At 67.9% G+C, this 13,132-nt stretch carries 13 protein-coding genes; 4 read left to right on the top strand and 9 right to left on the bottom strand.

Going from position 1 to position 13,132, the window contains the following annotated elements; genetic code table 11:
- The first annotated feature begins 110 nt into the window (after positions 1-110).
- Positions 111-638, top strand: a complete 528-nt coding sequence (locus tag NG1_RS00810; RefSeq protein WP_281218008.1) for a peptidylprolyl isomerase — start codon at positions 111-113, stop codon at positions 636-638.
- A gap of 4 nt (positions 639-642) precedes the next feature.
- Positions 643-1,515, top strand: coding sequence for a rhomboid family intramembrane serine protease (locus NG1_RS00815; RefSeq protein ID WP_062966940.1), 873 nt, complete (start codon positions 643-645; stop codon positions 1,513-1,515).
- A 53-nt stretch (positions 1,516-1,568) separates the two neighbouring features.
- On the opposite strand, the gene NG1_RS00820 is transcribed toward NG1_RS00815, so the two are convergent.
- Complete coding sequence (locus NG1_RS00820) at positions 1,569-2,054, bottom strand: PH domain-containing protein (protein ID WP_062966942.1); 486 nt, start codon at positions 2,052-2,054, stop codon at positions 1,569-1,571.
- Positions 2,055-2,143: 89 nt separating this feature from the next.
- Complete coding sequence (gene crgA, locus NG1_RS00825) at positions 2,144-2,407, bottom strand: cell division protein CrgA (protein ID WP_040871406.1); 264 nt, start codon at positions 2,405-2,407, stop codon at positions 2,144-2,146.
- 96 nt (positions 2,408-2,503) lie between these two features.
- On the opposite strand from crgA, the gene NG1_RS00830 reads away from it, so the two are divergent.
- Together NG1_RS00830 and NG1_RS00835 are read left to right on the top strand one after the other, a co-directional pair.
- Positions 2,504-3,148, top strand: coding sequence for an aminodeoxychorismate/anthranilate synthase component II (locus NG1_RS00830; RefSeq protein WP_062966943.1), 645 nt, complete (start codon positions 2,504-2,506; stop codon positions 3,146-3,148).
- Positions 3,145-3,825 carry a RibD family protein gene (locus NG1_RS00835; protein ID WP_062966945.1) on the top strand — a complete coding sequence of 227 codons (681 nt, stop codon included), beginning with the start codon at positions 3,145-3,147 and terminating at the stop codon, positions 3,823-3,825. The genes NG1_RS00830 and NG1_RS00835 overlap by 4 nt, the downstream gene beginning before the upstream one ends.
- Positions 3,826-4,099: 274 nt before the next feature.
- Here the strand turns inward: NG1_RS00835 and NG1_RS00840 are convergent, their stop codons facing one another.
- The 7 genes from NG1_RS00840 to NG1_RS00870 all read right to left on the bottom strand — a co-directional run bounded on the left by NG1_RS00840 (position 4,100) and on the right by NG1_RS00870 (position 13,007).
- Entirely contained in the window at positions 4,100-4,519 is a 420-nt protein-coding gene (locus NG1_RS00840) for a CBS domain-containing protein (RefSeq protein WP_062966947.1), read from the bottom strand.
- Between the two features lie 106 nt (positions 4,520-4,625).
- Positions 4,626-6,527, bottom strand: a complete 1,902-nt coding sequence (gene pknB, locus NG1_RS00845; protein WP_062966949.1) for a Stk1 family PASTA domain-containing Ser/Thr kinase — start codon at positions 6,525-6,527, stop codon at positions 4,626-4,628.
- Positions 6,524-8,041, bottom strand: a complete 1,518-nt coding sequence (locus NG1_RS00850; protein ID WP_062966952.1) for a protein kinase domain-containing protein — start codon at positions 8,039-8,041, stop codon at positions 6,524-6,526. The genes pknB and NG1_RS00850 overlap by 4 nt, the downstream gene beginning before the upstream one ends.
- 37 nt (positions 8,042-8,078) lie before the next feature.
- Complete coding sequence (locus NG1_RS00855; protein WP_062966954.1) at positions 8,079-9,545, bottom strand: peptidoglycan D,D-transpeptidase FtsI family protein; 1,467 nt, start codon at positions 9,543-9,545, stop codon at positions 8,079-8,081.
- Positions 9,542-11,026, bottom strand: coding sequence for an FtsW/RodA/SpoVE family cell cycle protein (locus NG1_RS00860; RefSeq protein ID WP_062966956.1), 1,485 nt, complete (start codon positions 11,024-11,026; stop codon positions 9,542-9,544). The genes NG1_RS00855 and NG1_RS00860 overlap by 4 nt, the downstream gene beginning before the upstream one ends.
- The gene (locus NG1_RS00865; RefSeq protein ID WP_062966958.1) at positions 11,026-12,543 is read right to left on the bottom strand and encodes a PP2C family protein-serine/threonine phosphatase; all 1,518 of its coding nucleotides are present in this window, start codon (positions 12,541-12,543) and stop codon (positions 11,026-11,028) included. Before NG1_RS00865 ends, NG1_RS00860 begins: the two co-directional genes overlap by 1 nt.
- Complete coding sequence (locus NG1_RS00870) at positions 12,540-13,007, bottom strand: FHA domain-containing protein FhaB/FipA (protein WP_014980860.1); 468 nt, start codon at positions 13,005-13,007, stop codon at positions 12,540-12,542. Before NG1_RS00870 ends, NG1_RS00865 begins: the two co-directional genes overlap by 4 nt.
- Positions 13,008-13,132 lie beyond the last annotated feature (125 nt).

Consider the following 13,132-nt stretch of genomic DNA (forward strand, 5'->3'; position numbering starts at 1 on the left):
TCATTGCACCACTCTAGGCACAGCCCGCCGATTCGCGCAGGAGGCCCAGCTCACAGCACGGTCCGGCCCAGTTCCGCGGCTGGATCGCCAACCGTGGCACGATGGGCGTCGTGACCTCACCGAATCAGACATCCGTGGCAACGCTGCACACGAATCACGGCGATATCAAGCTCGCGCTCTTCGGTAACCACGCGCCCAAGACGGTGCGCAATTTCCTAGGTCTCGCCGACGGTTCGGCGCCGTACACCACCGCGAACGCCAGCGGGGGCAACACCGGCCCGTTCTATGACGGCGCTCTGTTCCATCGCGTGATGGCCGGATTCATGATCCAGGGTGGCGATCCCACCGGTACCGGTCGCGGCGGCCCGGGTTACGAGTTCGGCGACGAGTTCCACCCGGAGCTGCGGTTCGACCGGGGCTACTTGCTGGCGATGGCCAACGCGGGGCCGAGCACCAACGGCTCGCAGTTCTTCATCACCGTTGGCCCGCAGCCGCATCTCAACCGCAAGCACACGATCTTCGGTGAAGTGGTGGATCCGGATTCCCGGAAGGTCGTCGACTCGATCGCGACCACCGGGACCGATCGCAACGACCGGCCGCTGGAACCCGTCGTCATCACCAAGATCACGATCGAATGAGACTATGAATCCCCAGCCGCCCGCACCCACGTGCGTCCGCCATCCGAATCGCCCGACCGGCCTGGCCTGCACGCGGTGCGGGCGGCCGTCCTGTGCGGAATGCCTGCGTCCCGCAGCCGTCGGCCAACACTGTGTCGACTGTCTGCGCACGGATCAGCGCGGCGTCGCTCCGGTGCGGACGGTTTCGGGCGCGGCAGCGGCCCGCAGGTCCGCACCTTATGTGACCTATGCGTTGATCGCGATCAACGTGGTGATCTACGCGATCACCGCGGCCCAGTCGAAGAACCTGATGGACAACCAGCTGGGCTCCGCGCTGTTCGTGGACTGGGTGCTGTGGGCACCGGCCGTCGCGGACGGCGAATGGTGGCGGGTGCTCGGTTCCGGGTTCCTGCACTACGGCCCGATCCACCTGGCACTCAACATGTTCGCCCTGTACGTGGTGGGCCGCGATGCCGAGCTGGTGCTGGGACGATTGCGCTATCTCGCGGTGTACTCGGTTTCGCTGCTCGGCGGGTCCGCCGGGGTCATGCTGTTCTCGCAGAACAGCATGACGGCGGGCGCGTCCGGCGCGGTGTACGGCTTGTTCGGTGCGATCACGATCATCCTGCTCCGGTTGCGCCAGAACCCGAATCAGATGCTCATCATCATCGGCATCAACGTCTTCATCAGTTTGTCGCTGCCCGGCATCTCACTCTGGGGCCATCTCGGCGGTCTGGCCGCGGGTACGCTCGCGACCCTCGGCATCCTGTTCCTGCCCGCGTGGCTGCGCGTGAAAACTCCGCAAGCGGCACGGGTGGTCGGTTGGGCAGCGGTGGCGCTCGTCGCCGTCGCGGCGCTGGCAACGGTAGTAGTGAGCGCGATCACTTCCGCTGCGTGACACGCGGATTCGCTTCACGTGAAACATTCGCGTCCGCGTGGGACGAATGCACGTCAGCGAGTCTTGTCCTCGGTGAGCCGCAGTGCTCCTACCAGGTCTTGGTAGACGAGTTCAGGGTTGGCGCCCAGATCCCAGCGGCCGAAGATCAGGAGCCGCTCGGTGCCGTCGTGCTGGACGTCGAGTTCCAACATCGGCATCTTGCGCCCGAGGCGTCGGTAACTCACCACACGGGCGCGAATGATCTGCTCAGGGGCGTATTCGTCCGCCCCCGTCAGCGTGCGGACAACCATGCGCGGGTGCGCGCCGGTTGTCACCGACAGCCGCGGGCGTTGCCGGAACCCGAGCCCGGCAAGGGCGAGCAGTCCGACGGCGGCGAGTCCTACGAGCAGGCGGCTGGCCGCTTCGGAGGTGACCACCGCGGCGACGGCCAGCGCGACGCCGCCTACGGTGACCGCGACGAGCGCGGGTGTCGGCGTGGTCCAGGCCAGGCGCGGCTCTTCGCGGTCCCGCGGGCCGGGGACCGGGAGCTCCGGACTCACAGCACTCCCCAATCGCTCCTCGAGTTGTCCACAGGCTCATCCACAGGTGTGCATGAATGACACGTCTGTAATCCGGGTCGGTGTTGTGCTCAGCGCCAGCGCATCGTCATGATCAGCCCGACCACCATCAGGCCGAAGCCGATCAGGAAGTTCCAGGCGTTGAGGTCGTTCATCCAGCTGATCTGCTCGGCCGCCAGGTAGTAGACGAGCAACCACACCAGCCCGGCGAGCATGAACCCGAGCATGATGGCGACATACCAGACCGGAGACGGCCCCGCCTTCACCTTCACCGGCGTCCGGCTGGCGGGGTTGATCGTATAGTCGGTCTTCTTACGGACCTTCGACTTGGGCATGACGTCCTCGTATTCGGCTGCAGGTCGTGGTCTCTAGGCTATCCCAACAGGTAATGGATGCGACGCGGTGCCGGGCGGGGACGTAATCTCGATGTCATGCGTGTTCTGGTCGTCGACAATTACGACAGCTTCGTCTTCAACCTGGTGCAGTACCTCGGGCAACTCGGTGTCGACGCTGTCGTCTGGCGCAACGACGACCCGAATCTGGCCGACGTCGGCGCGGTCGTAGGCGATTTCGACGGCATTTTGATCAGTCCCGGCCCCGGCACCCCCGACCGGGCGGGCGCGAGCATTCCGTTGGTGCGTGCCTGCGCGGAGCAGAGTGTTCCGCTGCTCGGCGTGTGCCTCGGCCACCAGGCGTTCGGCGAGGCGTTCGGCGCCACAGTCACCAGGGCCCCGGAGCTGCTGCACGGGAAGACGAGCGAGGTCTTCCACATCGGCGCGGGTGTGCTGGCCGGTCTACCCGACCCGTTCACCGCCACGCGATACCACTCGCTCACCGTCGTCGAAGACACTCTGCCCGAGGAGATCGAGGTGCTCGGACGCACCGAGAGCGGAATCGTGATGGCCATGCGTCATCGCACCTTGCCCATCCACGGCGTGCAGTTCCACCCGGAATCGGTGCTCACCCAGGGTGGGCACCGGATGCTGGCCAACTGGCTCGGCGTGTGCGGGGAGCGCCCCGCCGAGGGTTTGGTGCAGGCGCTGGAGGCGGAGGTCGCCGCACTGGTGCTGCAGTGACCCGTCCGCATGTGCTGCTGTCGGTCGCGGCGAGCATCGACGGGTACATCGACGACGCGAGCCCGCAGCGGCTGCGCTTGTCCGACGCGGCGGACTTCGACCGGGTGGACCAGGTCCGCGCGGACTCCGACGCCATCCTGGTCGGCGCGCAGACACTGCGCAGCGACAACCCGCGGTTGCTGGTCGACAGCGCCGAACGCAGGGCCGCGCGCGTCGCGGCGGGCAAACCGGAATTCCCGCTGAAGGTGACCGTATCGGCGAGCGGCGACTTGGCTCCGGAGCTGCGGTTCTGGCACTACGGCGGCGACAAGCTCGTGTACTGCACCGCGGCGGCCGCGCCGGAACTCACCGCCCGCCTGGCCGGATTGGCCGAGGTCGTGGATCTCGGGACCGAGCTCGATTTCGGTGCACTGCTGGACGATCTGGGCCGACGGGGTGTCGACCGGCTCATGGTGGAGGGCGGCACCCGCATCCACACCGCGTTCCTCGCCGCCGATCTGGCCGATGAACTGCATCTGGCGATCGCCCCGATCCTGGTGGGAGACACCGCCGCGCCGCGCTTTCTCGACCCGGCCGACTTTCCCGGCGCGCCGCATCGCCGGATGCGCCTTACCGGCGTGACGCAAGTCGGGGATGTCGCGGTGTTGCGTTACCTACCGAAGGCCGAGCCTGCCTGACACCGGTGCGATCCCTCGGCGTCGAGCGCACGCGGAACAGCTCGGCGCAGCCCTGGCGTGACGCCGCGAGCCGTCGAGGACGAGCGAACCGCGGACGGCCATCGGCCGTCCGCGGCCCGAACTCACCTGGCACCTCGCCCCGGCTGCCGGCACCGGCCCGATGAGCCGGTGCCCTCATGAGTCGCCGAGCGGGAGCGTGGCCGAAAGAAGCCGAAGTACGTTATGCGGACGCGGAAGGCGTTGTCGGGTACGTTCCTCCGCGCCGGTCCGAAACCTAGGGACGCCCGTAGACGGCGGTGACGAACTCGCCGAGCTGGTTGTCGTCCAGATGCCGGGCCAGGTCGGCCTCGCTGATCATGCCGACCAACCGCTTGTCCTCGATGACCGGCATGCGCTTGACCCGGTTGCTTTCCATCTCGTCGAGGACTTCCTCGATGTCGGCGTTGGCGTCGACCCACCGGGGCGTCGATTCACACAGTTCATCCACCCGGCAATCCGACGGGGTCTTGCCCTGGGCGATGCACTTCACCACGATGTCGCGGTCGGTGACGATGCCGCACATCCGCTCGTTCTGGTCGGAGACGATCAGGGACCCGACGTTGAGTTCGGCCATGGTTCGTGCGGCCTGCTCGATCGTCGTGTCCTTCGAAATCCACTGGACGCCGGGTTTCATGATGTCCCTGGCAGTGGTCATGAGCTACCTCCTCGTGCTCAGCTGCGCTGATTGGGATGAAGCAGCATCATTCTCCCGCAATTCACACCGGTTGGTCTCGTTTTCTGGATACCGGCGGCGGCGCCGATCACGGCGGGCCGAGTACCCCCACGCCGACCAGGATGGTGCTGTTCTTCTGGATCGAACTGCCCGCCGACGGTTGCTGGCTGAGGATGCGCCCGACATTGCCCGCGTCGAAGGTGCCCTGCGGGGACTGGCTGATCTGGCTGGTGCTGCCGGTCCAGCCTTCCGCGCGCAGCTTCTCCACCGCCTGCGAGACGGTGAGACCGACCAGCGACGGCATCTTCAGGTCACCCGCGGACACCTGGACGGTGACCGTGGAACCCTTCTCGGCGCTGCTGCCGCCTGCCGGGCTGGAGGCGACCACCTCGCCCTTGGGCTTCGAGGACTGCACCTCCTGGACCACGACCTTGAAGCCGTTGCCCTCGATGTTCGGCTGGGCCACGTCGATGCTCTGCCCGACGACGTAGGGAACGCGGACCGCCTCCGGGCCGGTGCCGACGGTGACGACGATCTCCCAGTCGACGTCGACCTTCGAACCCGGCGACGGGTTCTGCTCGATCACCTGGTCCTTCTCGGCGGTGCTCGACGGTTTGCGCTCGACGTTCGGATTGATCCGCAGGCCCTTGGAGTTCAAGACCTGCTCGGCCTGCTCCTGGGACAGGCCGGTCAACTTCGGCACCTGGACCTGCGCGGGACCCGAGGACACCTGGACCGTGACCGTGCTGCCCTCGTCGATCCGCGAGCCGCCGAGGGGCTGGGTCGCGATCACGTTGCCCGTGGCGACCTTGCTGTCGGGCTTCTGCTGGATCGCCACCGTGAAGCCGAGCTTCTGCAGCGCGTCCTGCGCTTGCTGCGAGGACTTGTTGGACAGGTCGGGAATGGCCACCTGGTCCGGTCGGCTTCCCGGCCCGAGCAGCACCCAGAACAGCGCGAAAGCCACCGCGACGGCCGCGACGGCGCCGATCGCGATATAGGCGGTCCGGCGCCGTCCGTTCGGCTCGGCCGGATCCTGCTCGGCGGTGTCGTCGTGGCGCTCGACCGTACGGTAGTTACGCGGCGGGGGCTCGTCCGCGCTCATCATGGTGGTGCGGTCCTCGTCGGTCATCACCATCGGGGCGCTGGGCTTCTGGCCGCCGAGCACCCGGATCAGGTCGGCGCGCATCTCGGCGGCGGTCTGGTATCGGTTGGCCGGATTCTTGCTCATCGCCTTGAGCACGACCGAGTCCAGTTCGCGCGGCACCCCGGAATACACGTGCGACGGCAGTCGCGGGTCTTCCCGGACGTGCTGGTAGGCGACGGCCACCGGGGAATCCCCCGTGAAAGGCGGCTCCGCGGTGAGGATCTCGAACAACACGCAACCGACGGAGTAGACGTCCGAGCGCGCGTCCACCGTTTCGCCGCGCGCCTGCTCCGGGGAGAGGTACTGCGCGGTGCCGATCACCGCCGCGGTCTGGGTCATGGGGTTGGAGTTGTCGGCGAGTGCGCGGGCGATGCCGAAGTCCATCACCTTCACCGCGCCCGACCGGTTGATCATGATGTTCGCGGGCTTCATGTCGCGGTGCACGATCCCGGCCTTGTGGCTGAAGTCCAAGGCGGCGCAGACATCCGCGATGATCTCCATCGCGCGGCGCGGTGGCAGCGGTCCCTTGCCGCGCACGATGTCGCGCAGCGTGTCGCCGTCGACGTACTCCATCACGATGTACGGCAGCGGACCGCCGTCCACCTCCGCCTCGCCCGTGTCGTAGACCGCGACGATGGCCGGATGATTGAGCGCGGCCGCGTTCTGCGCTTCGCGCTTGAACCGCAGGTAGAACGTTGGGTCACGGGCCAGGTCCGCCCGCAGGACCTTGATCGCCACGTCCCGGCTCAGCCGGATGTCACGAGCCTTGTGCACCTCGGACATACCACCGAACCCGATGATCTCGCCCAGCTCGTAGCGAGACGAGAGATTCTTCGGGGTCGTCATGGCAGTCCTTGCGAAGAAGTGGCGGATCCGCTGCGGGTGGCCGAAGGCCCTCGGGCACCGGGAATCTCCGGGAATGGTATGTCGAGAGTCGGGATGCGCGGACGGCTGGTGGTGGCGGTGGGCGCGGTGGTCGTCGGCTTCGTCGTGCTCGGTGCCGTGCTGGTGGGCGGCGGGGTGGTCGTCGTCGGCTCCGGTGTCGTGGTCTTCGGCTCGGTGGTGGGCGGTTCGTAGGTCTCGGTGTCCACGGGCGGAGGTGCGGGCTTGGGGGTCGTCGTGGCCACCGGCGGGACGGGCTTGGGGGTCGGCACGACCGTCACGGTCGGCGACGGCGTGGAATCCGGATTGGTGTCTCCACCGAAGAGCAGGTAGGCCGTGAGCGCCCCGAGCAGCACGGCGCCGATGCCGAGCCCGGTGAGCCATTTCTGGGTCGTGGTGAACCTGTTGCCGTTTCCGGGCGGGGGACCGCTCGCCGCGCCGCGGCTCAGCACCGTGGCCGGAGCCGCGAGGGTGCCCGGCTGATGGCCCGCGCCCACCGCGCCCGCGGCGGGCGTCGAGTAGCGCACCGTCGCACCGTCGAAGTCGGCGGGCGTGGAGGGGATCACGGCGGTCGGGCCGGGCGGGAGCACTCGCGTGGCACCGGTCAGAGGCGTGGCGGAGTGCGCCCCGCTGGGCGGCGGCGGGCGGCGGCCCGCGCGGACGGCGGCGACCGCGTCGGCGAACTCACCGCCGCTGGCGTAGCGCCGCGACGGGTCCTTCTCCATCGTGATCTCGATCAGTTCGCGCACGTTGCCGGGCAGATCGGCAGGCATCGGAGGCGGTGTCTCGCGCACGTGCTTCATCGCGACGGTGATCGCGCCGTCGCCGGTGAACGGCCGCTGTCCGGCCAGCACTTCGTAACCGACCACGGCGAGTGAGTACACGTCGCTGGCCGCGGTGGCGTCCTCGCCGACCGCCTGTTCCGGTGCGATGTACTGGGCGGTGCCCATCACCATGCCGGTCTTGGTCACCGGGGAGGCGTCCACCGCTTTGGCGATACCGAAGTCTGTGATCTTCACCTGGCCGGTCGGCGTGACCAGGATGTTGCCCGGCTTCACGTCACGGTGCACCACGCCCGCGCGGTGCGCCACGTCCAGCGCGCGCCCGGTTTGCTCGAGCAGATCGAGTCCCTGGGCCACCGACAGCCTGCCGAGCCGGTTGAGCACGGTGTTCAGCGGCTCGCCCTGGACGAACTCCATGACGAGGTAGGCGATCTCGCTGCCCTGCGGGTCGATGGTCTCGCCGTAGTCGTAGATGCCCGCGATGCCGGAGTGATTCAGCTGGGCGGTGGTCTTCGCCTCGGTGCGGAATCGATGCCGGAACGTCGGGTCGGCCGAGAACTCCGACTTCAGCACCTTGACCGCGACCCTGCGGTCGAGCCTGGTGTCCAGCGCTTCCCAGACCTGGCCCATGCCGCCGGTCGCGATCAGTCGCTGCAGCCGGTATCGGTCGGCGATCATCGCACCGTTGTTCAGCATCGAGGTCCCCGTACCTTCACTCGCACATCCATATCGTTCAGCCCCCTCGAAGACCGGCGTCCAGAACCGCGCGAGCCACCGGCGCGGCGACCGAGCCACCGGTCGCGGCAAGCGCCCGGTCCCCACCGTTCTCCACGATCACCGCGATGGCGATCTTCGGGTTCTGCGCGGGGGCGAACGCGATATACCAAGCGTGCGGCGGCGTGTTACGCGGGTTGGTCCCGTGTTCCGCGGTGCCGGTCTTGGACGCGATTTGATAGGGGGTCTGGCCACCTCCGGAGGTGTTGCTCTCCGACGCGATCATCAAGTTGGTTACGGTCGACGCTACATCGGCGCTGACGGCTTGGCCGACCGAGACCGGCTTGGTCTTGGTCAGTTCGCTCAGATCCGGGCGCTGCAACTGATCGACCAGGTACGGCTCCATCCGGACGCCGCCGTTGGCGATGGTCGCCGCGACGACCGCGTTCTGCAAGGGGGTCAGCGCCACGTCGCGCTGCCCGATGCTGCTCTGCGCCAGGGCGGCGTCGTCGGAGATCGTGCCGACGGTGCTCTCCGCCACCGGCATCGGGATCCCCCGGTGCGGGCCGACACCGAACGCGGCCGCCTCGTCCTTGAGGTCCGCGGCGCCCACCTTGATGCCGAGTTCGGCGAACGCGGTGTTGCACGAGCGCCGGAACGCCTCGAACAACGAAGCGGTCGGATTCGGACCGCAGGTGGTGCCGTTGTAGTTCTCCATCGGAGTGCTGGTGCCGGGCGGTGTGAAGGTCGGGGCGGCGGTGAACTGGTCGTCGGGGGTCGCGACGCCGTTGGCCAGCGCGGCCGCGGTGACCACGACCTTGAACGTGGACCCGGGCGGATAGGTCTGCGAGATAGCGCGATTCAACATGGGGTGGTTCGGATCCGCGCTCAGCGTTTCCCACGCCTGGGTGCCGCGCGCGCCGTCGTGCCCGGACAGCAGGTTCGGGTCATAGCTCGGCGTGGACACCATGGTGAGGATCTTGCCGGTGCTCGGCTCGATGGCCACCACCGAGCCGGTGTAGCCCTTGCTGGTCATCTGATCGTAGGCGACCTTCTGCATCAGCGGGTTGAGCGTGGTGAGCACGTTGCCGCCGCGCGGGTCCCGGCCGGAGATCAGGTCTACGAGACGGCTGCCGAACAGCTGACTGTCGGAGCCGTTGAGCACCGAGTCCTCGGCGCGTTCCAATCCGGTGCTTCCGTACTGCATCGAGTAGAAGCCGGTGGCAGGCGCGTACGCCTCCGGCTCGCTCGGGTAGGCGCGCAGGTACTTGTAGCGATCGTCGGTCGCGATCGAGCCGGCCAGCACGGTGCCGCCCGCCGAGATCTGCCCGCGCTGGCGGGCGTATTCGTCCAGCAGCACCCGGGAGTTGCGTGGATCCGAGCGCAGGTCGTCGGCCTTGATCACCTGCACGTAGGTGGCGTTCGCCAGCAGTGCGACGACCATCACCATCACCGCGACCGCGACTCGGCGTAGTGGAGTGTTCATGTCAGCGGCCCCGCATCCGGTCGTCCCCCGTCGCGGCGCAGCAGTTCGGTCTGCGCGTCGGCGATCGGCGCCGGTTCCTTCTTACGCACCGGGGCGGGCGCGCGGGCGGCGTCGGAGACCTTGATCAGCAACGCCAGCAATGCGTAGTTGGCCAACAGTGACGAGCCACCGTAGGACATGAACGGAGTGGTGAGACCGGTCAGCGGAATCAGCTTGGTCACACCCCCGACCACGACGAACAGCTGGATCGCGATGGTGAACGACAGACCGGCCGCGAGCAGCTTGCCGAAGCTGTCGCGCACCGCGAGGGCGGTGCGCAGCCCGCGCACCACGAACACCAGGAACAGCATCAGCACCGCGGCGAGCCCGATCAGGCCGAGTTCCTCGCCGATCGTGGTGACGATGAAGTCGGTCTTCGCGAAGGGCACCTGGCTGGGCCTGCCGCTCCCGAGGCCGGTTCCGGCGAGACCGCCGGTGGCCAGGCCGAACAGTGACTGCGAGATCTGATAGCCGGTGTTGTTGTAGTCGTCGAACGGGTGCAGCCAGGTCTCCACCCGGACCCGCACGTGGCCGAACAACTGGTAGGCGAAGATGAATCCGAGTGCGAGCAGCCCGCCGCCGATGACCAGCCAGCCGACCCGTTCGGTGGCGATGTAGAGCATCACGAGCACCGTGCTGAAGATCAGCAGCGAGGTACCGAGATCCTTCTCGAACACCAGCACGCCGATGCAGACGATCCACACGGCCAGGATCGGGCCGAGGTCGCGGCCGCGCGGGAACTCCATGCCCAGTACGTGACGCCCGGCGGCGGTGAAGATCTCGCGCTTGGCCACCAGCACCGAGGCGAAGAAGATGATCAGCAGGATCTTCGCGAACTCACCCGGCTGGACGCTGAACCCGGGCAGCCGGATCCAGATCTTGGCGCCGTTGGTCTCGGAGAACGCGCTGGGCAGCAGCGCCGGGATGGCCAGCGCGACGAGGCCGATCAGGCCGAGGGTGTAGCTGTAGCGGGCGAGCGTGCGGTAGTCGCGCAGGGCGATCAGCAGTGTGATGAAAACCAGCGTGCCCAGCGCGGTCCACAGAATCTGCTGATTGGCGTCGGGGGATGGGGTCGCCCACGAGTTGTAGGCGGCGGTCTGCTGGTCGGCCAGGTCGAGCCGATGGATCAGCACGAGACCGAGTCCGTTGAGCAACGCGACGATCGGCAGCAACAGCGGGTCGGCGAACGGGGCGAACCGCCGCACGGCCAGGTGCGCCACCGCGAACAGCGCCAGGTAGGCCAGACCGTACTTGGCGATATCCCAGGTGATCGACTGTTCTTGACTGGCCTCGACCAGGAAGAGGGACACGGTGGTGATGACCGCTGCCGCGGCGAGCAGCAGCAGTTCCGCATTTCGTCTGGTGCTCGGCGGTGGCGCGGGAGCGAAGCCGCCCGGGGGACTGGGAAAAGCCCCAGCCGACGGCGGTGCCGGCGCGGACATCAGTCCGTCACCCGGCAGTTCTCCCCCGTGGTCTGGGGATTGGGCGAGGTGCTCGACGGCGTGGCAGGAGCCTCCGACTTGGTCGGCGTCTTGATCTCGGTGCCCCTGGCGTCACCCTGTTCCGGCGCAGGCGCAGGCGCAGGCGCCGGTGCCGGCGCGGGTGTGGTGGTGGCCGGTGCGGGCGGAGCGCCGTTGGGCGCGGGCGGTGTGGCCTCGGCGGACGGGACGACTCCCGGCTGCGGCGCCGATTCCTTGACCGGGCACGGCGGCAGCAGTTCTCGCTGAGCGAGATAGGTCATCGAGTCCCTGGCCTTGTCCAGCGAACCCGGCGGCAATCCCTTGTCCACCTGGTCGCGGCCGGTCTGCTTCAGATCGCTTACCTTCAGCGGCTTGCACGAGGAGGGCGGATCCGCGCCGGGATCGGACAGGGTGAGTTCACCGTTGCGGGTTACGCACCCGACCAGGTTCACGTCATGGATCGAGTAGCCGAGGATCGACCCGGGCAGCCCGCGCAGGATCACCACCGAACCGTCGTCGGCGCCGACGTAGTAATTGCTGCGGATCATCTTGTAGCCGACCACGAGCCCCACGCAGACCGCGACGACGAGCGCAAGCGCGAGCACGATCCAGCGCAGCCGGTGTGACTTCTTCGCGGGCGGCTCGGGCGCGGCGGCGGCCCGGCGCGGAGCGGACCGCGGCGGACGCAGGGCGGAGGCCCGGCCCGCGGCGGTGTTGGGCGGAGGAGTGTCCTCGTCGACGCCGGACGCGGCGCCCGCCACGATCGGGTGGCTCTGGCCGTAGTCCAGATCGATGACGTCGGCCACGACGACGGTCACGTTGTCCGGACCGCCGCTGCGTAACGCCAGCTCGATGAGCCGGTCGGCGCACTCGTCGGTGGTGCCCTCGCGCATCGTGTTCGCGATGGTCTCGTCGCTCACCACGTCCGAGAGACCGTCGGAGCACAGCAGGTAGCGGTCGCCTGCGCGCGATTCGCGCATGATCAGTGTCGGCTCGATCTCGTTGCCGGTGAGCGCGCGCATGATCAGCGAACGCTGCGGGTGCGTGTGCGCCTGCTCCGGTGTGATCCTGCCCTCATCGACCAGCGACTGGACGAATGTGTCGTCCCGGGTGATCTGGGCCAGCTCGCCGCCGCGCAACAGATAGGCGCGAGAGTCGCCGATGTGCACGAGGCCGAGTTTCTTGCCCGCGAACAGGATTGCCGTGAGCGTGGTGCCCATGCCGTCGAGCTCGGGCTCCTCTTCGACCTGATCGGCGATGGCGGCGTTGCCTTCTCGGGTCGCCGCGTCGAGCTTGCCGAGCAGATCGTCGCCGGGTTCGTCGTCGTCGAGGTGGGCGAGCGCGGCGATCATCAACTGGGACGCGACTTCTCCCGCGGCATGGCCACCCATGCCGTCGGCGAGTGCGAGCAGCCGGGCACCCGCGTACACGGAGTCTTCGTTGTTGCCTCGGACGAGACCACGGTCGCTGCGCGCTGCGTAGCGGAGAACAAGTGTCACGATCGCAGCTCGATCACTGTTTTGCCGACACGAACAGGCGTGCCGAGTGGAACACGGACGGCGGTGGTGACTTTCGCGCGATCGAGGTACGTGCCGTTCGTCGAGCCGAGGTCTTCCACGTACCAGTCGTCACCACGCGGAGACAGTCGCGCATGCCTGGTCGAGGCGTAATCATCGGTGAGTACCAGCGTGGAGTCGTCCGCACGCCCGATCAGCACCGGTTGGGTGCCGAGCGAGATGCGGGTGCCGGCGAGTGAACCCTGAGTCACCACAAGAAATTTGGCGCCCTTCTGGCCCCGGCTGAAGGAAGGCAGCACCGCGGAACCGCGTGCGGCCCTGGGCTGAATCCGAATGCCGGATGCCGCGTAGATGTCGCTGCGCAACGTGCGCAGCACAGCCCACACGAACAACCACAACAGCAGAAGGAACCCCGCACGGGTCAGTTGCAGGATCAGTCCCTGCACGGCGCTCCACCTCCTGTTCGACCGTGTACGTCGGTGCCGTAGGTGCGGTTCGACCACCCCCACCAGCCTGCTGGTCTTGCCGGCCCCGGTGTCGGCGCCGCGCGTGTGTAGGCAGCATCATAGGG

Origin of the sequence: Nocardia gamkensis NBRC 108242 (assembly GCF_001612985.1) — a bacterium.
Lineage (GTDB): Bacteria > Actinomycetota > Actinomycetes > Mycobacteriales > Mycobacteriaceae > Nocardia > Nocardia gamkensis.

Coding starts and splice junctions, on each gene's coding strand:
- NG1_RS00850 (WP_062966952.1), bottom strand. CDS start 8,041: ATGCTGAACAACGGTGCGATGATCGCCGACCGATACCGGCTGCAGCGA.
- pknB (WP_062966949.1), bottom strand. CDS start 6,527: ATGACGACCCCGAAGAATCTCTCGTCTCGCTACGAGCTGGGCGAGATC.
- NG1_RS00830 (WP_062966943.1), top strand. CDS start 2,504: ATGCGTGTTCTGGTCGTCGACAATTACGACAGCTTCGTCTTCAACCTG.
- NG1_RS00840 (WP_062966947.1), bottom strand. CDS start 4,519: ATGACCACTGCCAGGGACATCATGAAACCCGGCGTCCAGTGGATTTCG.
- NG1_RS00855 (WP_062966954.1), bottom strand. CDS start 9,545: ATGAACACTCCACTACGCCGAGTCGCGGTCGCGGTGATGGTGATGGTC.
- NG1_RS00860 (WP_062966956.1), bottom strand. CDS start 11,026: ATGTCCGCGCCGGCACCGCCGTCGGCTGGGGCTTTTCCCAGTCCCCCG.
- crgA (WP_040871406.1), bottom strand. CDS start 2,407: ATGCCCAAGTCGAAGGTCCGTAAGAAGACCGACTATACGATCAACCCC.
- NG1_RS00815 (WP_062966940.1), top strand. CDS start 643: ATGAATCCCCAGCCGCCCGCACCCACGTGCGTCCGCCATCCGAATCGC.